At 48.4% G+C, this 21,980-nt stretch carries 18 protein-coding genes and 2 tRNA genes; 18 read left to right on the top strand and 2 right to left on the bottom strand.

Features of this window, described 5'->3' with window-relative positions:
- Positions 1-124 precede the first annotated feature (124 nt).
- The 3 genes from B5P39_RS06450 (at position 125) to secF (ending at position 3,779) form a co-directional block, all read left to right on the top strand.
- On the top strand, positions 125-640 hold the full coding sequence (locus B5P39_RS06450; RefSeq protein ID WP_088211130.1) for a hypothetical protein: 516 nt from the start codon (positions 125-127) through the stop codon (positions 638-640).
- 377 nt (positions 641-1,017) lie between these two features.
- Positions 1,018-2,892 (top strand): protein translocase subunit SecD, encoded by a 1,875-nt coding sequence (gene secD / locus B5P39_RS06445; RefSeq protein ID WP_088210881.1) that lies wholly within the window; start codon positions 1,018-1,020, stop codon positions 2,890-2,892.
- A 2-nt stretch (positions 2,893-2,894) separates the two neighbouring features.
- The gene (gene secF, locus B5P39_RS06440) at positions 2,895-3,779 is read left to right on the top strand and encodes a protein translocase subunit SecF (protein ID WP_011716135.1); all 885 of its coding nucleotides are present in this window, start codon (positions 2,895-2,897) and stop codon (positions 3,777-3,779) included.
- A gap of 57 nt (positions 3,780-3,836) precedes the next feature.
- Here the strand turns inward: secF and yhbY are convergent, their stop codons facing one another.
- Positions 3,837-4,136, bottom strand: a complete 300-nt coding sequence (gene yhbY / locus B5P39_RS06435; RefSeq protein ID WP_011716136.1) for a ribosome assembly RNA-binding protein YhbY — start codon at positions 4,134-4,136, stop codon at positions 3,837-3,839.
- 90 nt (positions 4,137-4,226) lie between these two features.
- Between yhbY and rlmE the strand changes: the two genes are divergently transcribed.
- The 14 genes from rlmE (at position 4,227) to rpsO (ending at position 17,533) form a co-directional block, all read left to right on the top strand.
- Positions 4,227-4,856, top strand: a complete 630-nt coding sequence (gene rlmE / locus B5P39_RS06430; protein WP_011621809.1) for a 23S rRNA (uridine(2552)-2'-O)-methyltransferase RlmE — start codon at positions 4,227-4,229, stop codon at positions 4,854-4,856.
- A 29-nt stretch (positions 4,857-4,885) separates the two neighbouring features.
- Complete coding sequence (ftsH, locus tag B5P39_RS06425; RefSeq protein ID WP_164717925.1) at positions 4,886-6,859, top strand: ATP-dependent zinc metalloprotease FtsH; 1,974 nt, start codon at positions 4,886-4,888, stop codon at positions 6,857-6,859.
- A gap of 158 nt (positions 6,860-7,017) precedes the next feature.
- Entirely contained in the window at positions 7,018-7,851 is an 834-nt protein-coding gene (gene folP / locus B5P39_RS06420) for a dihydropteroate synthase (protein ID WP_088210880.1), read from the top strand.
- Positions 7,852-7,925: 74 nt separating this feature from the next.
- Positions 7,926-9,263 carry a phosphoglucosamine mutase gene (gene glmM / locus B5P39_RS06415; protein ID WP_023268278.1) on the top strand — a complete coding sequence of 446 codons (1,338 nt, stop codon included), beginning with the start codon at positions 7,926-7,928 and terminating at the stop codon, positions 9,261-9,263.
- Positions 9,264-9,456: 193 nt separating this feature from the next.
- On the top strand, positions 9,457-10,239 hold the full coding sequence (gene tpiA / locus B5P39_RS06410; protein WP_011071430.1) for a triose-phosphate isomerase: 783 nt from the start codon (positions 9,457-9,459) through the stop codon (positions 10,237-10,239).
- A 1-nt stretch (position 10,240) separates the two neighbouring features.
- Entirely contained in the window at positions 10,241-10,573 is a 333-nt protein-coding gene (gene secG, locus B5P39_RS06405) for a preprotein translocase subunit SecG (RefSeq protein WP_088210879.1), read from the top strand.
- 11 nt (positions 10,574-10,584) lie between these two features.
- Positions 10,585-10,671, top strand: a tRNA-Leu gene (locus B5P39_RS06400).
- A gap of 83 nt (positions 10,672-10,754) precedes the next feature.
- Positions 10,755-10,831, top strand: a tRNA-Met gene (locus B5P39_RS06395).
- Positions 10,832-11,001: 170 nt separating this feature from the next.
- The gene (gene rimP, locus B5P39_RS06390) at positions 11,002-11,457 is read left to right on the top strand and encodes a ribosome maturation factor RimP (protein ID WP_011716141.1); all 456 of its coding nucleotides are present in this window, start codon (positions 11,002-11,004) and stop codon (positions 11,455-11,457) included.
- A gap of 29 nt (positions 11,458-11,486) precedes the next feature.
- Positions 11,487-12,986, top strand: coding sequence for a transcription termination factor NusA (gene nusA / locus B5P39_RS06385; protein ID WP_088210878.1), 1,500 nt, complete (start codon positions 11,487-11,489; stop codon positions 12,984-12,986).
- Between the two features lie 25 nt (positions 12,987-13,011).
- Positions 13,012-15,681: a translation initiation factor IF-2 gene (gene infB, locus B5P39_RS06380; protein WP_088210877.1), complete on the top strand. Its 2,670-nt coding sequence runs from the start codon at positions 13,012-13,014 to the stop codon at positions 15,679-15,681.
- A 62-nt stretch (positions 15,682-15,743) separates the two neighbouring features.
- Positions 15,744-16,184, top strand: coding sequence for a 30S ribosome-binding factor RbfA (rbfA, locus tag B5P39_RS06375; RefSeq protein WP_088210876.1), 441 nt, complete (start codon positions 15,744-15,746; stop codon positions 16,182-16,184).
- Entirely contained in the window at positions 16,184-17,137 is a 954-nt protein-coding gene (gene truB / locus B5P39_RS06370; protein WP_088210875.1) for a tRNA pseudouridine(55) synthase TruB, read from the top strand. Before rbfA ends, truB begins: the two co-directional genes overlap by 1 nt.
- A gap of 126 nt (positions 17,138-17,263) precedes the next feature.
- A complete protein-coding gene (rpsO, locus tag B5P39_RS06365; protein WP_011621820.1) occupies positions 17,264-17,533 on the top strand; it encodes a 30S ribosomal protein S15 in 270 nt (89 codons plus the stop codon).
- An 86-nt stretch (positions 17,534-17,619) separates the two neighbouring features.
- Here the strand turns inward: rpsO and B5P39_RS06360 are convergent, their stop codons facing one another.
- Entirely contained in the window at positions 17,620-19,674 is a 2,055-nt protein-coding gene (locus tag B5P39_RS06360; RefSeq protein ID WP_088210874.1) for a putative bifunctional diguanylate cyclase/phosphodiesterase, read from the bottom strand.
- A 193-nt stretch (positions 19,675-19,867) separates the two neighbouring features.
- Between B5P39_RS06360 and pnp the strand changes: the two genes are divergently transcribed.
- Positions 19,868-21,967 carry a polyribonucleotide nucleotidyltransferase gene (pnp, locus tag B5P39_RS06355; RefSeq protein WP_088210873.1) on the top strand — a complete coding sequence of 700 codons (2,100 nt, stop codon included), beginning with the start codon at positions 19,868-19,870 and terminating at the stop codon, positions 21,965-21,967.
- The last annotated feature ends 13 nt before the right edge of the window (positions 21,968-21,980 follow it).

The following is a 21,980-nucleotide window of genomic DNA, read 5'->3' as shown; positions in this document are numbered from 1 at the left end:
ATCAAGGTTCTTTACGAAAGCTATCCAAAAAAGTATTGTTTTTTTCTGCAAATATTTCATCACGTAAATGGTTGCGTGTACCTTTTAGGAACTGAGTTTGATTAAGCACTGGCGCCAAGGATTAATGTTACTCTGCGTGTCGATCATCTTGATCGCCCATGCGGGTGGCTATGCGCCGCGCAGCTTAACCGCCCAGCAACAGCATCTGGCGTCTAAAGCTGTAGTGACAACGGCGCTTACCGCGGATACGCCATCACTTTCAGTGCAAGAGAGCGCTGCATCACATTACTCAAAGGCACCATCGACTGCAAGCGATAGCAAAGCGGTCTGCACCGCTTCAGATAAGACACAAGCCATCGATTGCTCCGAGCCTGAATTAGTCAGTCACTCGGATGATTTTAATTTTGCTCCGGTTAACTCCCAGCGTTTTATCAATCTTGTTCAGCATGATATGCGTGAGGTGAAGCCTGTTTACCTGTTGGCCTTTGAGTTTGTACCCGAGTCAGCGCCCGCATTAGGGGAAAATATTCGCCTCGATGCTCGCCCGGATTGGACTCTCTTAGCCGAATCTTCACCCGCGCGGATCTCCGGTTGGAAAGTCTCCAACCTGCAATATCGCTTTAGTCAGCAAGCCGCTTAACTCACTTCTCTGTCGCAAGTTAGCAAGGCTTATCCATCACGATACAGTTAAGTTCGTCCCCTGAACGATACGTTTCTACGGATACCTTTGATTAACTTTGCATTTTGTCATCCGAAACCTGTACCCGATAACCTAGCGTCAAAGCCTGCGGAGTGATTGCCGAAGGTGCGACTAAATCGCATTGGATTTAAATCCATTCGGTTTAGACGAATTTGAATAGGTTATCACCACTGAGTTTACAAGCGCTTAGCGCACTCCTTGTGGGATAGGTATTTACAGGTTTCACCGTACATACAGTGATTGTTCGCTCATGTTTATTAGCGCTACTTGCGCAGCATTTGGCTATCAGAGCGGGCAATATCATGCGAGTGATATCTATGGATAAAATTCAGAGTAAAAAGCTGCTAAATCATTATTCAGCTTGGAAATACCTTGTGCTTATCGTCACGATTATTGTGATGTTATTCAGTGCATTACCTACTTGGTATGGAGAGGACGCCGCCGTGCAGGTGGGCGCTAAAGCGGGACTTAACTTAACCCCCATTGAACTGCGGGATAAATTAAAGGCGCAGGGCGTTGAGGTTAAACGTATTGAAGTTAAGCATGCCCAACAGGGGAGTACCAACAGCTCGGAAGACGGGCAAACCCTTATAGTGCTCAATGATGACAGCGAGCAAACCTTGGTAAAGACCTTAGTGTCATCCATGGTGAGTGAGCCGAAAGAGCTCACGCTGGCACTGGTGAGTGCTGCGCCAAGCTGGCTGCAAAATATGGGCTTTGAACCGATTAAACTCGGGCTCGATTTGCGCGGTGGGGTGCAATTTTTGCTGGATGTGGATGTGCAGCCTGTCTATCAAGCCCAAGCCGATGCATTAGTGGAGTCCCTTCGACAGTTTTTGCGTGAACAGCAAATTCGCGGCGCCAGTGTGCGTATTGATAGCACGCGCGATGACGCAGGGCTGCAAATTGCGATTGCATTTAATGACGCGGCTCAATCTGCCAATAACGTGCGCTCAGCCATTCGCCAGTTTATGCAGCAAAGCTACCCGACTTGGCAATTAACTAATGCGGATAATGGTTTAGTGGTAAAACTCGCTCAAGAAGAGCAAATCAAGTTACGTAATTTAACCGTGCAGCAAAACCTGCAAATTATGCGTAGCCGGATTGAAGAGTTAGGGATTACAGAAGCCTTAGTTCAGCGTCAGGGTGAACACCGTATTCGTATCGAATTGCCCGGTGTCCAAGACCCGGCCGCCGCGAAAAACGTGATTGGTGCGACCGCAAGTCTGGCCTTTTTTGAAGTTAAAGAATCGGGTTCAGTGAACGCGCAGGTGCTGAAGGATAAATCTGGCAATCCTGTTTATGTGGCCCGTACGCCGGTATTGGGCGGCGATCATATTGTCGATGCCCGCGCCAATATTGGCGAAATGGGCATGGCCGAAGTGAACATTCACCTCGACCGTATCGGCGGCCAAAAAATGTCGGAGTTCTCCCGCGCCAATATTGGCAAGCCGATGGCAACATCCTACAGCGAATATAGCCGGGATGAGCAGGGTAAAGCTAAGCAAACCCAAGAGATTATCAGTGTCGCGACCATTCAATCACAGCTCGGAGATCGCTTTAGAATTACGGGCGCAGGCACCTATCAAGAGGCGCAGCAATTAGCCTTGCTGCTACGTGCGGGCTCAATGACGGCGCCCGTGACCATTGTTGAAGAGCGCACCATTGGCCCAACCCTTGGCGCCGAAAATATTCAAAACGGTTTTGCTGCGCTCGGTCTGGGCATGGGAATTACCTTGCTGTTTATGGCGCTCTGGTATCGCCGTCTTGGTTGGGTAGCCAATGTGGCTTTGATTGCTAACATGGTGATCCTCTTTGGTTTGTTGGCGCTGATCCCCGGCGCGGTATTGACCTTACCCGGCATTGCTGGTCTGGTGTTAACGGTCGGCATGGCGGTCGATACCAACGTACTGATCTTCGAGCGGATTAAAGATAAGTTAAAAGAGGGGCGCAGCTTCGCTCTGGCTATCGACACTGGCTTTGACAGTGCATTCTCAACCATTTTCGACGCTAACTTCACCACTATGATTACCGCGGTCGTGCTCTATTCCATCGGTAATGGTCCCATCCAAGGCTTTGCCTTGACCTTAGGTTTGGGCCTGTTGACCAGTATGTTTACCGGTATTTTTGCCTCAAGAGCCTTAATCAACCTAGTGTATGGGCGTGATGCGCGCCGCCATGTGAGGGTATAACTATGAAGAATATCAATCTGACTAAATGGCGTTATGTATCGAGCGCTATCTCTATCTTTTTAATGCTGGCCTCACTCACCATCATCGGGATGAAAGGCTTTAACTGGGGCCTAGACTTTACGGGCGGTGTGGTGACCGAGGTTCAGCTCGACAGGCGGATTACCAGCAGCGAGTTGCAACCCTTATTGAACGCGGCTTATCAGCAAGAGGTGACTGTGATTTCGGCCAGTGAGCCTGGGCGTTGGGTATTACGCTATGCGGACACTGCACAAAGTAATGTCGATATTGCGCAAACCTTAGCGCCACTAGGTGAGGTGCAAGTGCTAAACACCAGTATTGTCGGCCCGCAAGTGGGTAAAGAGTTAGCCGAGCAGGGCGGTCTTGCCCTGTTGGTGGCCATGCTGTGTATCTTAGGGTATTTGAGTTATCGCTTCGAATGGCGTCTCGCCTCCGGCGCGTTATTTGCGCTGGTGCACGACGTGATTTTTGTGCTCGCCTTTTTCTCATTAACCCAGATGGAGTTTAATTTAACCGTACTCGCTGCCGTGCTGGCGATTTTAGGTTATTCACTCAACGATTCGATCATTATCGCCGACCGGATTCGGGAGTTATTGATTGCTAAGCCAAAGCTTGCTATTCAGGAAATTAATAACCAAGCGATTGTCGCGACCTTTTCCCGTACCATGGTTACCTCGGGCACCACCTTAATGACGGTCGGAGCGTTATGGATTATGGGCGGTGGGCCGTTGGAAGGATTCTCGATAGCCATGTTTATCGGCATCTTAACTGGTACTTTCTCATCGATATCGGTCGGGACTTCATTGCCCGAGTTTTTGGGATTAACGCCGGAGCATTATAAAGTGCAAGTCATCACAGATACGCCTTAAGTGCTAAAAACAAAACGGCCACTCGCTTGAGTGGCCGTTTTGTTTAAGGCTGGAAAATTACTTAGCTCTTGGCAGGGCAATTTTCATTTCAGGCGATTGACGATAAATCACCAGAATATGACCAATAAGTTGCACTTTTGCAGATTGAGTTTCACGTACTATGGCATCAACGATGGCATTTTTTAGCTCTCTATCGGTAGAGGCTACTTTCACTTTAATCAGTTCATGATAAGCGAGTGCGCTTTCAATTTCAGCGAGTACACCTTCAGTCAATCCATTGGCACCAAGCAGCACCACTGGCTTTAAATTGTGCGCCAGACCTTTTAAATGCTGTTTTTGTTTGGTTGTTAAGTTCATTTCTACCAACTTTTGCTGAGTTACTGTTGAAAAACCGCTATTCTACCCTTATATAGCCCTTGTGTAACTCTCAATTGTTGCGGATTTTAAATGTCAGGTAAAAAACGTACGGCCAGTTCCACCCGTTGGATGCAGGAACACTTTGATGATCATTATGTCAAACTAGCACAGAAACGGGGATTGCGTTCTCGCGCTGCGTTCAAGCTTGAGGAGCTCCAGGAGAAGGACCAATTGATCCGCCCTGGTATGACTGTGGTGGACTTAGGTGCGGCTCCTGGTGGTTGGTCTCAAATAGCCGTCAAGCTGACCGGAGATAAAGGTAAAGTTATCGCCTGCGATATTTTGCCAATGGATCCCATCGTCGGCGTGGATTTCTTGCAAGGGGACTTTCGTGAAGAGAAAGTGCTCGAAGCATTGCTAACTCGCGTCGGTGCGGATAAGGTTGACGTTGTATTGTCTGATATGGCGCCCAACATGAGTGGTTCCGATGGTGTCGATCAGCCGCGCGCCATGTATTTAGTCGAACTGGCGTTAGATATGTGCCATCAAGTATTGGCACCTAACGGTAGTTTTGCGGTCAAAGTCTTTCAGGGGGAGGGGTTTGACGAATATATGAAGGCGGTAAAAGACGCATTCAAAGTAGTAAAAACACGTAAACCGGACTCGTCGCGGGCACGCTCCCGTGAAGTCTATCTTGTGGCGACAGGGTACAAGTTGTAGTACCCTAGCGTTAATCATCGCAAGACTTTATGAGGTCTAGTAATTTGAGTGACATGGCAAAAAATCTAATACTCTGGGTTGTCATCGCCGTCGTGCTGATGTCAGTGTTTCAGGGTTACTCCCCCTCTTCTTCGTCATCGCAGAAGATGGATTATTCTACGTTCCTAGACAATGTTCGTGATGGACAAGTCGCCAGCGTTGAAGTGAAAAGTGACCAACGTACTATCGAAGGTTCTAAGCGCACGGGCGAAAAATTCACGACCATCATGCCACTGTATGACCAAGATTTAATTAACGATCTTGACCGTAAAGGCATCACCATGAAAGGCCAAGAAGCCGAAGAATCGGGTTTCTTAACCCAGATCTTTATTTCTTGGTTCCCAATGTTGCTGCTGATTGGGGTATGGATTTTCTTTATGCGCCAGATGCAGGGCGGCGGTGGCAAAGGCGCTATGTCCTTTGGCAAGAGCAAAGCCAAGCTGATGAGCGAAGACCAAATCAAGACCACTTTTGCTGACGTTGCAGGCTGTGATGAAGCCAAGGAAGAAGTCAAAGAGCTGGTCGATTATCTGCGTGATCCAACCAAATTCCAAAAACTGGGTGGCCGTATTCCAACGGGCGTGCTCATGGTTGGCCCACCAGGTACAGGTAAAACCTTACTGGCTAAAGCGATTGCTGGCGAGTCAAAGGTACCTTTCTTTACCATTTCGGGTTCTGACTTCGTAGAAATGTTCGTCGGTGTCGGTGCATCTCGTGTGCGTGACATGTTCGAACAAGCCAAGAAATCAGCTCCTTGTATTATCTTCATCGACGAAATCGATGCCGTAGGTCGCCAACGTGGCGCAGGCTTAGGTGGCGGTCATGATGAGCGTGAGCAAACTCTTAACCAAATGCTGGTTGAGATGGACGGCTTCGAAGGTAACGAAGGGATTATCGTGATTGCGGCGACCAACCGCCCTGACGTATTGGACTCTGCGCTGCTGCGTCCAGGTCGTTTCGACCGTCAAGTGGTTGTGGGTCTACCGGACGTTCGCGGTCGTGAGCAAATCCTTAAAGTGCATATGCGTAAAGTACCACTTTCTGAAGATGTGAAAGCAAGCGTGATTGCCCGCGGTACCCCAGGTTTCTCTGGTGCCGATTTAGCCAACTTAGTCAACGAAGCGGCGCTGTTTGCGGCGCGCGGTAACCGCCGTGTTGTCGGTATGGAAGAATTCGAGCGTGCAAAAGACAAGATCATGATGGGTGCAGAGCGCCGCTCTATGGTGATGTCGGAAGCCGAGAAAGAAATGACGGCATACCACGAAGCGGGCCACGCGATTGTGGGCTGTTTAGTGCCAGAGCATGACCCTGTGCACAAGGTAACCATTATCCCGCGTGGTCGTGCGCTGGGTGTGACCTTCTTCTTACCTGAGGCCGATGCGATTAGCCAAAGCCGTCGTAAGTTAGAGAGCCAGATTTCGGTTGCCTACGGTGGTCGCTTAGCCGAAGAGCTGATCTACGGTAGCGAAAAAGTGTCTACAGGCGCTTCACAAGACATTAAATACGCTACATCGATTGCCCGTAACATGGTGACCCAGTGGGGCTTCTCCGACAAACTCGGTCCATTACTCTATGCCGAGGAAGAAGGTGAAGTATTCTTAGGTCGCAGCATGGGTAAAGCTAAGGCGATGTCCGATGAAACCGCGACGGTTATCGATGCCGAGGTGAAAGCCTTTATCGATAAGAACTATGGCCGTGCTAAGCAAATTCTGCTGGATAACATCGATATTCTGCATTCGATGAAAGACGCGCTGATGAAGTATGAAACCATTGACTCACTGCAAATTGACGATTTGATGAACCGTCGTGAAGTGCGTCAGCCTGCCGATTGGCAAGCGGATGACAATGGTTCAAACGACAAAGGCAATGGCAAAGGTGAACCTGCCGTTAAAGTCGACGAAGTGGTAAAAACTGCTCCCGTTGAGGCAGAGCTGAAAGATGCCGATGAGTCACCCGTTAAGTAGCGGTTGTTAATTGAAAGAGAACCCCGTTAAGGGGTTTTCTTGTTTTATCTTGCTAGAAAATTGACTGCGTTGTCATTCAATATAAATCAGTCACATGAGTGAACCGCGCAGAAAACGGATGAAACGCGCTAGCAAGCTGTCCCAAATGGAGTCAATGCGTGTTTGAATTAATTGCTGGAACCAAACGCTTATCCTTAGCCTCGCCCGTCGTAATGGGCATTCTGAATGTTACTCCCGATTCTTTTTCCGACGGTGGAAAGTTCTCCTCCTTTGAATTAGCTTGCCAACATGCTGATGAGATGGTCGCCCAAGGGGCGCTTATCATCGATATCGGCGGCGAGTCGACAAGGCCGGGTGCGGCCGATGTGACGGTTGAGGATGAACTCGCCCGTGTTATCCCTTTGGTGGAATATGTCGCGAAACACCATGATGTGTGGATTTCGGTCGATACCAGTAAACCCGAAGTGATGCGACAAGCGGTGAATGCTGGTGCCCATTTAATCAACGATGTGCGTGCATTGTTGGAGCCTGGGGCTTTAGAGACTGCGGCGCAGCTAAATGTACCCATCTGTTTGATGCACATGCAGGGCGCACCGCGCAGTATGCAAACTGCACCCGAATACCAAGACCTTGTTGCCGATGTTTCTGAGTTTTTGCGCGAGCGTATTCAAGCCTGCATCGAGGCGGGGATCCCGCGGGAGCGATTGCTAATCGACCCGGGTTTTGGCTTTGGTAAAACCTTAGAACACAACTATGAACTGCTGGCGAAGTTAGATAGTTTTGAGCAGTTTGAGCTGCCGATATTGATAGGTTTATCCCGTAAGAGCATGATAGGAAACCTCCTTGCTAGACCGACCTCCGAGCGTCTAGCGGGGAGCCTTGCTGGCGCCATGATAGCGGCCCAGAAAGGGGCACATATCATTCGTGTCCATGATGTCCCTGAAACTGTCGATGTGCTGAAAGTGTTACAAGCGACACAGGCATATCTATAAAGGCTATTTTTGTTAAGTATTTCATTAATATTATGATCCCAACCGAAGGGACACATTGAAGTTTGTGGGGCAATATGAGCGAACGTAAATTTTTTGGAACCGATGGTATTCGTGGCAAGGTAGGTTCAGGCCAGATGACTCCCGAGCTGGCATTAAAGTTGGGTTGGGCTGCTGGGCGGGTGTTATCCCGCAGCGGCACGAAAAAAGTGATTATTGGTAAAGATACCCGTATTTCGGGTTATATGTTTGAGTCTGCTTTAGAGGCGGGTTTATCGGCTGCGGGTCTCAATGTGATGTTGATGGGGCCAATGCCAACACCTGCTGTGGCTTATCTCACTCGCACTTTCCGCGCCGAAGCAGGGGTGGTGATCAGTGCATCCCACAATCCATACTATGATAACGGCATTAAATTTTTCTCAACCGATGGCAGCAAGCTCGACGATAACCTAGAACTGGAAATTGAAGCCGAATTAGAAAAGCCCTTAGAGTGTGTTGAGTCACATCTATTGGGCAAAGTGTCACGTATTGAAGATGCACGTGGCCGTTATATTGAATACTGCAAGGGCAACTTCCCAGCGGATCAAACCCTCACAGGGTTAAAAATTGTCGTGGACTGTGCTCACGGTGCGACCTATCACATTGCTCCTGCGGTATTTCGTGAGTTAGGCGCAGAGGTGATTACCATTGGTGATAAGCCCAATGGCGTCAACATCAATGACAAAGTGGGCGCCACGTCCATGGCAAAAATTTGCGAAACCGTATTGACAGAGGGCGCCGATTTAGGGATTGCGCTTGATGGTGACGGCGACCGTATCATGATGGTCAACAGCCGCGGTGAAGTAATCGATGGCGACCAAATCCTCTATATTCTGGCCTGTGATGCTAAAGCCCGTGGCGTGCTGCGTGGTGGTGTTGTCGGCACACTTATGTCTAACCTCGGTCTCGATTTAGCCTTGCAAGCCTTAGATATTCCCTTTGCCCGCTCTAAAGTGGGTGACCGTTATGTGATGGAGTTACTGAAAGAACTCGATTGGCGCATCGGCGGTGAAAACTCGGGCCATATCCTTAACCTTGACCATGGTACGACGGGTGATGGTATCGTGGCGGGTATATTAGTGTTGGCGGCAATGCGTCGACAAAATGCCACACTTGAGCAACTCACTGCCCCGATGGAGATGTTGCCACAGGTGTTAGTGAATGTGCGCTTTGAGGGCGAACACGATCCATTAAGCTCAGATAAAGTCAAAGCCGCTCAGGCTCAGGTTGAGTCACAACTGGGTGCCCGAGGTCGCGTATTACTACGTAAATCCGGTACTGAACCGTTAATTCGTGTGATGGTTGAAGGTGATGATCACAATACTGTGTTAGCGCACGCCAATTTGATTGCAGATGCGGTAAAATCGGCGAGCTAATCAAACTAATCTTTAGTCGAGTGCAGCTGATACCGATTAAAAATGAAGGTGTTAGCTGCATTAATGAGCAAGAATAGGGTTTGGCGTGTAAAAAGTAAGCATTCCAACCTAATATCTGAAAAATTTCGAATTTAGCTATTGTAACTTAATAAGTGGTTCGCTATTATTCACGCCGCTTTCAGAGGAGACAGTGATGGCACTCAGACGTCCTATGGTAGCTGGCAATTGGAAGATGAACGGCAGTGCGGCATTAGCGCAAGAGTTGTTCAAGAAATTTGCCTCAAAGCTCCAAAATGATTCAGCTGAAGTGGTTTTATGCCCGCCTTCTATCTATCTAGAAAGCGTCAGGCAACTGCTAGAAGCAAACAAGGAAGCGTTAGACGGTTCACTTGTTAGGATGGGCGCTCAGAATTTAAGTCAACATGACTTTGGCGCTTATACCGGAGAAGTTTCGGGCCAGATGCTTAAAGATTGCGGATGTCGATATGTCATTATCGGACATTCAGAACGTCGCCGTATGTACGGAGAGACGAGTAATATCGTAGCGGAGAAATTCGCCGCTGCACAAAAGCACGGTTTAACCCCAATTTTATGTGTGGGTGAATCGGGTCCAGCACGTGAAGCAAGACGTACCTTCGAGGTGATTGCGGAAGAGTTGGATATAGTGATCCAGAAAAATGGCACTATGGCTTTTGATAACGCCATTATCGCTTACGAGCCGTTATGGGCTGTAGGGACTGGTAAGAGCGCGACACCAGAGCAGGCACAGGAAGTACATGCGTTTATACGCAAGCGTCTCTCTGAAGTGTCTCCGTTTATCGGAGAAAATATCAGGATTTTGTACGGTGGCAGTGTGACACCGAGTAATGCGGCAGATTTATTTGCCCAACCTGATGTTGATGGTGGACTGATTGGCGGTGCCAGTTTAAACTCTACCGAGTTTTTAAGTCTGTGTACCATAGCGATGAGCGCATAATATGTATGAAGTTTTAGTGGTTGTTTACTTGTTGGTTGCATTAGGTTTAATTGGCCTGATCTTAATCCAGCAAGGTAAAGGAGCTGACATGGGGGCCTCGTTTGGCGCCGGTGCATCAGGTACCTTATTCGGTTCAAGTGGTTCAGGTAACTTCCTGACACGTACAACGGCGATTCTTGCCATTGCGTTTTTCACATTAAGTCTGCTGATTGGCAACTTAAGTGCAAACCACGCAAAAAATGAAGATGCATGGAAAAATTTAGGTGCTGATGAACAGGTAACTCGACCAGTTGATCAAGCAACCGAAAAGTCAGAAACCAAAATTCCTGACTAGCAAAAGGTGTCGCCGAGGTGGTGAAATTGGTAGACGCGCAGCCTTGAGGTGGCTGTGTCCTAACGGACGTGCGGGTTCAAGTCCCGCTCTCGGCACCATAATATAGCTAAGTGAGACGAAGTAAGCGCTGACTTAGTTATTGCAAGAAAAGACGATAGTCAATATACTTGCACACAGTTGACGCGGGGTGGAGCAGCTTGGTAGCTCGTCGGGCTCATAACCCGAAGGTCGTCGGTTCAAATCCGGCCCCCGCAACCAGCTCCTAGTAACGAATAGTATTTGAATTCGTTATGGTTTACAGGTTCTTGAAGCTAATAACCTCGTCATTACGGGGTTTTTTGTTATCTGGGACTTTTAGATTTGTCGTATCCGATACGACGCTTTACTAGGGCTATTAAGCCCTTTTTTGTTTTTTCCGGGGGTCAATTTTGGCAACATTAGAATCCAGACTGGCAGACATGCTCAAAGTGCCTGTGGAGGCATTAGGCTTCCAACTTTGGGGCATTGAATATGTACAAGCGGGTAAACATTCAATCCTGCGCGTGTTCATTGATGGTGAGAATGGTATCAATATCGAAGATTGTGCCAACGTAAGTCGCCAAGTCAGCGCTGTACTCGATGTTGAAGACCCTATTTCGACCGAATATACCTTAGAGGTTTCTTCACCTGGTGTAGATAGACCGCTGTTCACTGCTGAACAATATGCGGCCTATGTCGGTGAGGATGTCAAGCTTCAACTGACTATGCCTGTCGCGGGCAGTCGTAATTTAAAAGGCGCCATTACACAGGTTGACGGCCAAATGCTGTCACTCAATGTGAATGGTAAAGAGCTGGTTGTCGCCTTGGATAATATCCGTAAAGGCAACATCATCGCTAAGTTTTGATGGTTTCAAGGTGAACGAGGCAAGACGAAATGAATAAAGAGATTCTGCTAGTCGCTGAGGCGGTTTCAAATGAAAAGGCCGTTCCACGCGAGAAAATTTTTGAAGCGCTAGAAACTGCGCTGGCAACTGCAACCAAGAAAAAATACGAAGGCGATATTGACGTTCGTGTTTCTATCGACCGTAAAACTGGCGCCTATGAAACTTTCCGCCGCTGGATGGTTATCGACGATAACGGTGTTGCGTTAGAAAACCCATACCGCGAAATCACCTTGGAAGCTGCGCGTTACGAAAACCCAGAAATCCAACCTGGCGATTACATCGAAGATCAGATCGAATCTGTGGCCTTCGACCGTATTACTACCCAAACCGCTAAGCAAGTGATCGTACAAAAAGTACGTGAAGCCGAGCGTGCGCAAGTCGTTGAACAGTTCCAAGATAAAGAAGGCGAGCTGATCACTGGTGTGGTGAAAAAAGCGACCCGTGAAAGCGTGGTAGTTGACTTAGGTAACAACGCTGATGGCGTATTGTTCCGTGAAGATTTAATTTCACGCGAATCTTTCCGTCCTGGTGACCGCGTACGTGCTCTGCTGTATTCAGTACGTCCAGAAGCCCGCGGCGCACAGTTATTCTTAACCCGCACTAAGCCAGACATGCTGATTGAGCTGTTCCGTGTTGAAGTACCGGAAATTGCCGATGAGCTTATTGAAGTGATGGGCGCTGCGCGTGACCCAGGTGCACGCGCTAAGATCGCCGTGAAGTCAAACGACCGTCGTATCGACCCAATCGGTGCTTGCGTGGGTATGCGTGGTGCACGTGTACAAGCGGTATCGAATGAACTGGGTGGCGAGCGTGTCGATATCGTGTTGTGGGATGATAATCCAGCACAATATGTGATCAACGCAATGGCACCTGCCGATGTGGCTTCTATCATCGTTGATGAAGACAACCACTCAATGGATATCGCCGTTGAAGCGGAAAGTCTGGCACAAGCCATTGGCCGTAACGGTCAAAACGTGCGTTTAGCGACTCAACTGACTGGTTGGGAACTGAACGTGATGACAGTGGAAGACATGAACAAGAAGCACCAAGCCGAGAGCGCTAAGGTGAAGAGCTTATTTATGGAAGCACTGGATGTAGATGAAGATTTTGCTCAAGTACTGGCTGACGAAGGCTTTACTTCTCTCGAAGAAGTGGCTTACGTGCCGGTATCTGAACTATTGGCAATTGATGGCTTCGATGAAGATATCGTTGAAGCATTACGTGAGCGTGCAAAAGCGGCGATCTCAACTCGAGCTCTCGCCTCTGAAGAAGCACTAGATGGTGTGGAGCCAAGTGAAGAGTTATTAGCACTTGAAGGTGTTGAAAGACACTTAGCCTATGTTTTAGCAAGCAAAGGTATCGTGACTCTAGAAGACTTGGCTGAACAAGGCATTGATGATTTGATCGAAATTGAAGAATTGACAGAAGAAAAAGCAGGTGCGCTGATCATGGCTGCCCGCAACATCTGTTGGTTTGGCGAAGAAGCATAAGTCGATCAACAGGGGGATTTAACTGATGGCAGATACTACCGTAGAGAAATTGGCCACGGAAGTGGGTAAAAGTGTTGAACGTCTGATTGAGCAATTCTCTCAGGCCGGAATTAAGAAAGGCCAAACTGATAACGTGTCTGAAGCTGAGAAGCAACAGTTACTGGATTATCTGAAGAAGCAGCATGGCGGCGAAAGCGCACCGACCAAAATGACACTGCAACGTAAAACCGTATCGACCCTGAGTGTGGCCGGTAATGGTGGTCAATCTAAAGACGTTAAAGTGGAAGTGCGTAAAACCCGTACTTTCGTTAAACGCGATGTTAGCGAAGCGGCTCTGAAAGCTGAAGAAGAAGCGAAGGCCAAAGCGGAAGCAGAAGCTAAGGCGAAAGCCGAAGCGGAAGCCAAGGCCAAAGCGGAAGCCGAAGCCAAGGCGAAAGCTGATGCTGAAGCAAAAGCGGAAGCCAAGGCGAAAGCTGATGCAGAAGCAAAAGCTAAGGCTAAAGCGGCAACGGATGCGAAACCTGCAAAAGACACTTCGCCAGAAGCGGAAGCGGCACGCATTGAGGCTGAGCGTTTAAAAGCGGTTCAAGCGGAAGCGACTAAGCGTAAGCAAGACGAAGAAGCAGCTAAAGCCGCTGAAAAAGCGCGCCTGTTAGCGGAAGAAAACTCTAAGCGTTGGGACGAAGAAGAGCGTCAACGTAAAGAGGCTGAGCGTTACAGCGATCACCATATCACTACCTCTAAAGTAGCCCGTGCTGCTGAAGATTCATCGGATATGGATGAAGAAAAACGTGGTCGTCGTGCCCGTAACAAAAATACCGCCAAGACTAAACGTGGTGGTAAAGATGCCCGTGACGGCCGCGAAAAACACATGCGTAACCGCAGCACTGCGCCAGAGTCAATGGCCCACGGCTTTAACAAGCCTGTAGCTGCAGTGACCCGTGATGTGCGTATCGGTGAAACCGTTACTGTGGCAGAACTTGCCCACTTAATGGCGGTTAAAGCGACTGAAATCATCAAACAAATGATGAAGATGGGCTCAATGGTGACGATCAACCAAGTGTTAGATCAAGAAACCGCCCAGTTAGTTGCCGAAGAAATGGGCCACAAGGTGGTACTGATCCGTGAAAACGAATTAGAGCAACAAGTACTGTCTGAGCGTGACGAAGAGGGCGGCGTTAAGCTTGAGCCTCGTGCGCCAGTTGTGACCATCATGGGTCACGTTGACCACGGTAAAACGTCTCTGCTCGACTATATCCGCCGCGCGAAAGTGGCAGCGGGTGAGGCCGGTGGTATTACTCAACATATCGGTGCATACCATGTTGAGACCGAAAACGGCATGATCACTTTCTTAGACACCCCTGGTCACGCCGCGTTTACCGCAATGCGTGCCCGTGGTGCTAAAGCGACTGACATCGTTGTACTGGTTGTTGCTGCCGATGACGGCGTAATGCCGCAAACCATCGAAGCGATTCAACACGCTAAAGCCGGTAACGTGCCATTGATTGTTGCCGTCAACAAGATGGACAAACCAGAAGCCGATATCGACCGCGTGAAGAGTGAATTAGCGCAACACGGCGTCATGTCTGAAGATTGGGGCGGTGACAACATGTTCGCCTTCGTATCTGCTAAGACTGGTGCTGGCGTTGACGACCTACTAGAAGGCATTCTGCTGCAAGCTGAAGTATTAGAGCTTAAAGCGGTACGTGACGGTATGGCTGCTGGTGTGGTTATCGAATCACAACTGGACAAAGGTCGCGGCCCTGTGGCAACGATTCTGGTTCAAGAAGGGACACTGCGCCAAGGCGACATCGTTCTGTGTGGTTTAGAGTACGGTAAAATCCGTGCGATGAAAGATGAGAACGGTCGTTCAATCACTGAAGCGGGCCCATCTATCCCTGTTGAGATCTTAGGTCTTTCAGGTGTGCCATCAGCCGGTGATGAAGCAACTGTGGTTCGCGACGAGCGTAAAGCCCGTGAAGTAGCACTGTACCGTCAAGGTAAGTTCCGTGACGTGAAATTAGCGCGTCAGCAGAAGTCTAAGCTGGAAAACATGTTCGCGAACATGACCGAAGGCGAAGTGAAGGAACTGAACATCGTTCTGAAGGCAGACGTTCAAGGTTCACTCGAAGCGATTACCGACTCCTTAATGGGTCTGTCTACCGACGAAGTGAAAGTGAACATCATCGCTCGCGGTGTGGGTGCGCTGACCGAAACCGACGCGACCTTAGCTGCGGCTTCTAACGCTATCATGGTTGGCTTTAACGTCCGTGCCGATGCTCAGGCGCGTAAGACTATCGAAAGCGAAAGTGTTGACCTGCGTTACTACAGCGTTATCTATAATCTGATTGATGAAGTGAAAGCGGCGATGACGGGTATGTTGTCACCAGAATTCAAGCAACAGATTATCGGTCTGGCTGAAGTACGTGACGTGTTCAAGTCACCAAAACTGGGCGCAATCGCCGGTTGTATGGTGACTGAAGGTACCATCAAACGCAGCGCACCAATCCGCGTACTGCGTGATAACGTGGTGATCTTCGAAGGTGAACTCGAATCGCTACGTCGCTTTAAAGACGACGTTAACGAAGTTCGCAACGGCATGGAATGTGGTATCGGTGTTAAGAACTACAACGATGTCCGCGTGGGTGACCAAATCGAAGTATTCGAAACCGTCGAAGTGGCACGTACACTGTAACGATAAAGAGGGCGGCATTAGCCGCCCTTTCAATTTAATACATTAGCTATGGTAACTCTATTATGGCAAAAGAATTCAGTCGTACACGTCGTATAGCCCAGCAGTTGCAGCAAGAGCTGGCTGTTGTGTTACAACGCGACATGAAAGATCCCCGTATTGGTTTTGTAACCGTTAATGATGTCGATGTGTCCCGCGATTTAAGTTACGCCAAAGTGTTTGTGACTTTCTTCGAAGAAGACAAAGAGCTGGTGCAAGAAAAGCTCAATGCCTTGATTACAGCCGCACCTTATATCCGTACTTTAGTCGCGGGTCGTATGAAGCTGAGAGTCATGCCTGAAATCCGTTTCGTGTATGACAGTTCATTGGTTGAAGGTATGCGTATGTCTAACCTTGTTAGCCAAGTGATCAACAGCGATAAGGCCAAACAGCAACAGTTTGGTAGCGCTGACGATGTAACTGACAATGACATCGACGAAGCCGATGACACCGAAGGTAAAGCGTAATGGCGAGACGTTCGAAGGGCCGCTTTATCGACGGTATTGTGTTGTTGGATAAGGCCACTGGCATGAGCTCCAACTTCGCATTACAACGGGTAAAGCGCTTTTTTAATGCCAACAAAGCAGGGCACACGGGAGCACTCGATCCCTTGGCAACGGGTATGCTACCTGTGTGTTTAGGCGAAGCGACTAAGTTTTCGCAGCATTTACTGGATTCGGATAAGCGTTATCTTGTTACAGCAAAACTGGGACAACGCACAGATACCAGCGACTCCGACGGTGAAGTGGTGCAGACTCGTCCGCTCGAGTTCACTGAGGCGCAGTTAATGTCCGCCTTAGAGCATTTCCGTGGCGATACCCTGCAAGTGCCCTCAATGTATTCGGCGCTGAAATACCAAGGCCAGCCTTTGTATAAGTATGCCCGCGAGGGGATTGAAGTACCGCGCGAGGCGCGTCCAATCACAGTCTTTGAGCTGAATTTCATCGGTCTAGAAGGCGATGAGCTGACCTTAGACATTCATTGCTCTAAGGGCACGTATATTCGCACTATCATCGATGATTTAGGTGAGATGCTCGGTTGTGGCGCCCATGTGATAATGCTGCGTCGTACTCAAGTTGCCCATTATCCCTACGACAAAATGGTCACTCTTGAGCAGCTCGAAGCTTTATTTGCTAAGGCGCAGGAGGAGCAGCTTGACCCAAGCAGCTTGCTGGACACGCTGTTGCTGCCTATGGATACGGCGGTTGCTGACTTTCCTGAGGTCAATGTGCCTGATGCGAGCGCAGCTTACCTTATGCAAGGTCAGGCGGTACGAGTTTCTGGGCTCGTTGCAGATACACTGGTGCGTATTACCTTAGGAAGCGAGCGTCGTTTCGTCGGCATTGGCGAGATGAACGAAGATGGCTTATTGGCGCCTAAGCGCTTAGTCGTGAACCACGACCAAGCTAAAGCATCTTAATTGATTATCTTGGGTTATTAATCCATCGCATTTATTGCGCGCGCCAAGGATTATGGGTAGAATAACGCGCCCTCTGGCTGAGTTAGTGATCGGCTAGAGATTCACATTTTATATTTGGAGAGACACATGTCACTAAGTACTGAAGCGAAAGCAAAGATCCTGGCTGAATTTGGCCGTGGCGCAAACGATACTGGTTCAACTGAAGTTCAAGTTGCGCTGTTAACTGCTCAAATCAACCATTTGCAAGATCACTTCAAAGAGCACATCCACGATCACCACTCACGTCGTGGTCTGTTACGCATGGTTAGCGCTCGTCGTAAGTTATTAGCTTACCTGAAGCGTACTGAAGCAGCGCGTTACAATGAGCTGATCCAAAAGTTAGGTTTACGTCGTTAATCACGCGTTTACTGACGTAAAAAAGGAGGCTAAGCCTCCTTTTTTATTGTCTCAAATTCAGTGTTTACACTATCTTCTTCGACGTATTAAGCGCCACGTAATCCATCAATATTGCTAATGGTTGCGGTTTGATTGGCAATATACAGCGCCTCAAATTCCGCCTGTGGCAACGGCTGACTAAAGTAGAAGCCTTGACCGATTTGACATTGGTTACGCTTGAGCCAATCGAGTTGCATTTCGTTTTCAATCCCTTCGGCCACAATCGTCAGATTTAACTGTTTACCTAACATCAAAATGGTCGAGGCAATGGCGCTGTCCCCTGGTAAGTCGGACACAAAGCAACGGTCGATTTTCATGGTGGTGATCGGCAAATGGCGTAGGTAAGACAGGGAAGAGTAACCAGTACCAAAGTCATCGACGGCAATACCAAAACCTGCCGATTTGAGCTGCTCTAACTTGTTGATCGCCAGCTCAATGTCATTCATTAACGAAGTTTCGGTGATTTCAATTTCGAGCAATTCCGGTTGGATTTGATAACGCAGCGCCATCTGTTTGATGTCCGACACTAAGCTGGCATCGGCAAATTGCTGTGACGCGACGTTAATGGCAATCGGTATCGCAAAGTTATATTTCTTCTGCCAGTCACGCAGCACGCGGCAGCTTTGCTCGATAACCCAACGTCCAATCGGAATAATAATGCCAGTTTCTTCCGCCACTGGAATAAAAGAGATCGGGCTGATTAAGCGGCCATCTTTTTGCCAACGGATCAGGGCTTCACAGGCGGTAATTTTGCCGGTTTGTAAATCCAACTTGGGTTGAAAGTAGAGCAAAAATTCATTGTTTTTCAAGGCGTCATGCAGTGATGCTTCGGTGCGGAGTCGCACAGCCGCGCGCTCGGTCATCTGTTGTTTAAAGAAGGCCCATTGATTCGACCCAGCGGCCTTTGCACTGTACATGGCGATATCGGCATGGCGGATAAGATCTTCGGCGCTGTTGCCATCTTCTGGATAGATGGAAATCCCAATCGATGCCGCAGGGTGAATTGCATGTTCATTCAGTTGAATCGGCACATTGAGCTGCACTAATAGTTTATCGACAAAGTCGGCGGCTTGGTCGGGGGAGTGGACCGAGTCGGCTAGAATCACGAATTCGTCGCCACCTAGGCGTGATACTGACCCTTTATCGCCTACGACGCGCTCAAGAATACGAGCAATACGGGCGAGGAATTGATCGCCAAGGGCATGTCCTAATGAGTCATTGATATTTTTGAAACGGTCTAAGTCGATAAACATCAAAGCAAAACTGCTTTTATGGACCCGTGAGCGCTGAATTGTCACGGCAATGGTTTCGAGTAACAGGGTGCGATTGGGCAGGCCTGTTAATGGGTCACGGGTGGCCATTTTGCGCAGTTTGGATTGGGTTTGACTGAATTGAATAAGGATCTGGTTAAACTTCGATGTCACTAGGCCTAATTCGTCATCCTTATGCGCATTGGACATGGGCAGCAGGTTTTCATCGGGTGAATCGGGGGAAATCTTATCTATGGCTTCACTGATCCTGGCAATCGGCTGGGTTAAGAAGCGGTGGAATACCACGGATAGCACTAAGGTGAGTAGCAACGCGCGGGCTAAGGTAGCAAAAAAACTGAAGCGTAACTGACTAAAGAGGGTATTGGTGAGTTCTTGCGTGTCGTAAAAAATGGTTAACGTGCCGATAAGCTGCTGTTTTTGTGTGCCTTCAAAGTAAAAGGGCCGATATAGGGGCCGTGAAATTTCTTTTAAGTCATCGAAGAGTTTGTTGCTAAGGCTGATAAAGGTTTGTGAGTTGTTCTTCTTATTATTGCTCACGGAAACAAACATCGAGCCGTCATCGAGTTCAATTACCGCAGAGCCCACATGCTCTACTTTAATCGCTCCCTCAAGGGTTTGCCTCGCCAAATTATCATCTAAAGCCCAGACGGCGTTGGCGGCGGGTTGTTCTACAGAATCCAGTAATTCTTGTTGCGTGGTAGTGAGTTGCTGCTTGGTGGAGACGACGACGAGGGCGATTTCAACAATAAAGATGGCGATAGCGAAAAAAAGCGCTGTAAAAACGACGAGATTTGTTTGTTTCCAAGTTAGGGATTTAAAGCGACCCGTCATTCAGCTCATCCTTTATTATTGTTTTCGCTATAGGGGATATTGCTACATTAAGTTACAACATAACTCTTTGTTCGTTTACCCACTTTAGTGAAAAGATAGACCTTTGTCATCATTATCTGCTCTTTATCTATTGTTCCTAATTGCAGTATACTTACGCGCGTAATTCAAGGTCATTAATTAAGGAATGGGTCACGTGAATCCAATTGTAAAGAGTTTTGAGTATGGTCAACATACAGTCACCCTGGAAACAGGTGTCATAGCACGTCAAGCAGACGCTGCCGTTTTAGCTAGCATGGGTGACACGACAGTGTTAGTCACTGTTGTTGGTAAAAAAGAAGCTGAAGCAGGCCGTGACTTCTTTCCTCTGACTGTTAACTATCAAGAAAAGACCTACGCAGCAGGTAAAATTCCTGGTGGTTTCTTTAAGCGTGAAGGTCGTCCTTCAGAAGATGAGACATTAATCGCTCGCCTGATCGACCGTCCAATTCGTCCTCTTTTCCCTAATGGCTTCACAAACGAAGTTCAAGTGATCATTACTGTTGTATCTGTCGATCCACAAATCGAGCCGGATATTATTTCAATGATCGGTACTTCGGCTGCGCTTGCTATTTCGGGTATCCCATTCAGCGGTCCATTAGGTGCGGCTCGTGTGGGTTATATCAATGGCGAATACGTACTGAACCCAACTGTTGAACAGTTAGCGACTAGCCAATTAAACCTAGTTGTTGCTGGTACTGAAAGCGCAGTACTGATGGTTGAGTCAGAAGCTCAAGCCTTACCGGAAGAAGTGATGTTAGGCTCTGTGGTTTACGGTCATGACCAACAACAAGTTGTGGTCAAAGCCATCAACGAATTCAAAGCAGAAGCAGGCAAACCAGTGTGGAACTGGACTGCACCTGTGGCGAACGAAGCCTTAGTTGCTCAAGTTAAAGAATTAGCTGAAGCAGGTTTTGTTGAAGCGTATCAAATTCAAGTTAAACAAGAGCGTTATGCTCAAGTTGCTGTGGTTAAAGCCGCTGCTAAAGAAGCACTGCTGGCTGCAAACCCAGAAGTGGATTTACGTGAAGTTGACGGTCTGCTCGGTAGCTTAGAGAAGAAAGTGGTTCGTGGTCGCATCATCCGTGGTGAGCCGCGCATCGACGGTCGTGAGCCAGACATGGTTCGCGCATTAAGCGTATTAGCTGGCGTATTACCACGTACTCACGGTAGTGCACTGTTTACCCGTGGCGAAACTCAAGCGCTGGTAACTTGTACTCTTGGTACTGAGCGTGATGCACAGAAGATTGATAGCATCATGGGCGAGCGTACTAACCGCTTTATGCTGCACTACAACTTCCCTCCTTACTCTGTGGGTGAGACAGGTATGGTGGGTTCACCTAAGCGCCGCGAAATCGGCCACGGTAAATTAGCATGGCGCGGTATCAACGCGGTTATGCCAACGGCTGAAGAGTTCCCATACAGCGTTCGCGTGGTTTCTGAAATCACTGAATCTAACGGTTCAAGCTCTATGGCTTCAGTATGTGGTACTTCTCTGGCGCTGATGGATGCGGGTGTACCCATCAAGACTTCTGTAGCGGGTATCGCTATGGGTCTAGTAAAAGAAGGCGATGACTTCGTTGTTCTGTCTGACATCTTAGGTGATGAAGACCACTTAGGTGACATGGACTTCAAAGTAGCGGGTACCCGTGATGGTGTGACTGCACTGCAGATGGACATCAAGATCGAAGGTATCACCAAAGAAATCATGGAAATTGCACTGCAACAAGCCTACGGCGCACGTGTACATATCCTGAACGTAATGGACCAAGCGATTGGTTCACATCGTGATGATATCTCTGACCACGCTCCACGTATCACAACTATCAAGATCAACCCTGAGAAGATCCGTGATGTTATCGGTAAAGGCGGCGCGGTAATTCGTGCTCTGACCGAAGAAACTGGCACCACTATCGAACTGGAAGATGACGGTACTGTGAAGATTGCTTCGTCAAATGGCGATGCAACCCGTGAAGCCATCCGTCGTATCGAAGAAATCACTTCAGAAGTTGAAGTAGGTCGCATCTACAACGGTAAAGTTATCCGTATCGTTGACTTCGGTGCCTTCGTGAACATTCTGCCAGGTAAAGACGGTTTAGTGCACATTTCGCAAATCAGCGATGAGCGTGTTGCTAACGTATCTGACCACCTTGAACTGAACCAAGAAGTGACTGTTAAGGTCATGGAAGTGGATCGTCAAGGCCGTGTACGTCTGTCAATCAAAGAAGCACAGACTAAAGAACCTGCTGCTGAATAATCGTCTTTACTGA

It is taken from the genome of Shewanella sp. Shew256, from assembly GCF_002196695.1.
Lineage (GTDB): Bacteria > Pseudomonadota > Gammaproteobacteria > Enterobacterales > Shewanellaceae > Shewanella > Shewanella mangrovisoli.
The sequence above is the reverse complement of the archived record's forward strand: the minus strand, read 5'-3'. Positions and strand labels throughout refer to the sequence as shown.

What these genes read in the sequence shown, in the direction of transcription:
- B5P39_RS06450 (WP_088211130.1), top strand. Translation starts at nt 125, where the DNA reads ATGTTACTCTGCGTGTCGATCATCTTGATCGCCCATGCGGGTGGCTAT.
- secD (WP_088210881.1), top strand. Translation starts at nt 1,018, where the DNA reads ATGGATAAAATTCAGAGTAAAAAGCTGCTAAATCATTATTCAGCTTGG.
- secF (WP_011716135.1), top strand. Translation starts at nt 2,895, where the DNA reads ATGAAGAATATCAATCTGACTAAATGGCGTTATGTATCGAGCGCTATC.
- yhbY (WP_011716136.1), bottom strand. Translation starts at nt 4,136, where the DNA reads ATGAACTTAACAACCAAACAAAAACAGCATTTAAAAGGTCTGGCGCAC.
- rlmE (WP_011621809.1), top strand. Translation starts at nt 4,227, where the DNA reads ATGTCAGGTAAAAAACGTACGGCCAGTTCCACCCGTTGGATGCAGGAA.
- ftsH (WP_164717925.1), top strand. Translation starts at nt 4,886, where the DNA reads ATGAGGTCTAGTAATTTGAGTGACATGGCAAAAAATCTAATACTCTGG.
- glmM (WP_023268278.1), top strand. Translation starts at nt 7,926, where the DNA reads ATGAGCGAACGTAAATTTTTTGGAACCGATGGTATTCGTGGCAAGGTA.
- tpiA (WP_011071430.1), top strand. Translation starts at nt 9,457, where the DNA reads ATGGCACTCAGACGTCCTATGGTAGCTGGCAATTGGAAGATGAACGGC.
- secG (WP_088210879.1), top strand. Translation starts at nt 10,241, where the DNA reads ATGTATGAAGTTTTAGTGGTTGTTTACTTGTTGGTTGCATTAGGTTTA.
- nusA (WP_088210878.1), top strand. Translation starts at nt 11,487, where the DNA reads ATGAATAAAGAGATTCTGCTAGTCGCTGAGGCGGTTTCAAATGAAAAG.
- infB (WP_088210877.1), top strand. Translation starts at nt 13,012, where the DNA reads ATGGCAGATACTACCGTAGAGAAATTGGCCACGGAAGTGGGTAAAAGT.
- rbfA (WP_088210876.1), top strand. Translation starts at nt 15,744, where the DNA reads ATGGCAAAAGAATTCAGTCGTACACGTCGTATAGCCCAGCAGTTGCAG.
- truB (WP_088210875.1), top strand. Translation starts at nt 16,184, where the DNA reads ATGGCGAGACGTTCGAAGGGCCGCTTTATCGACGGTATTGTGTTGTTG.
- rpsO (WP_011621820.1), top strand. Translation starts at nt 17,264, where the DNA reads ATGTCACTAAGTACTGAAGCGAAAGCAAAGATCCTGGCTGAATTTGGC.
- B5P39_RS06360 (WP_088210874.1), bottom strand. Translation starts at nt 19,674, where the DNA reads ATGACGGGTCGCTTTAAATCCCTAACTTGGAAACAAACAAATCTCGTC.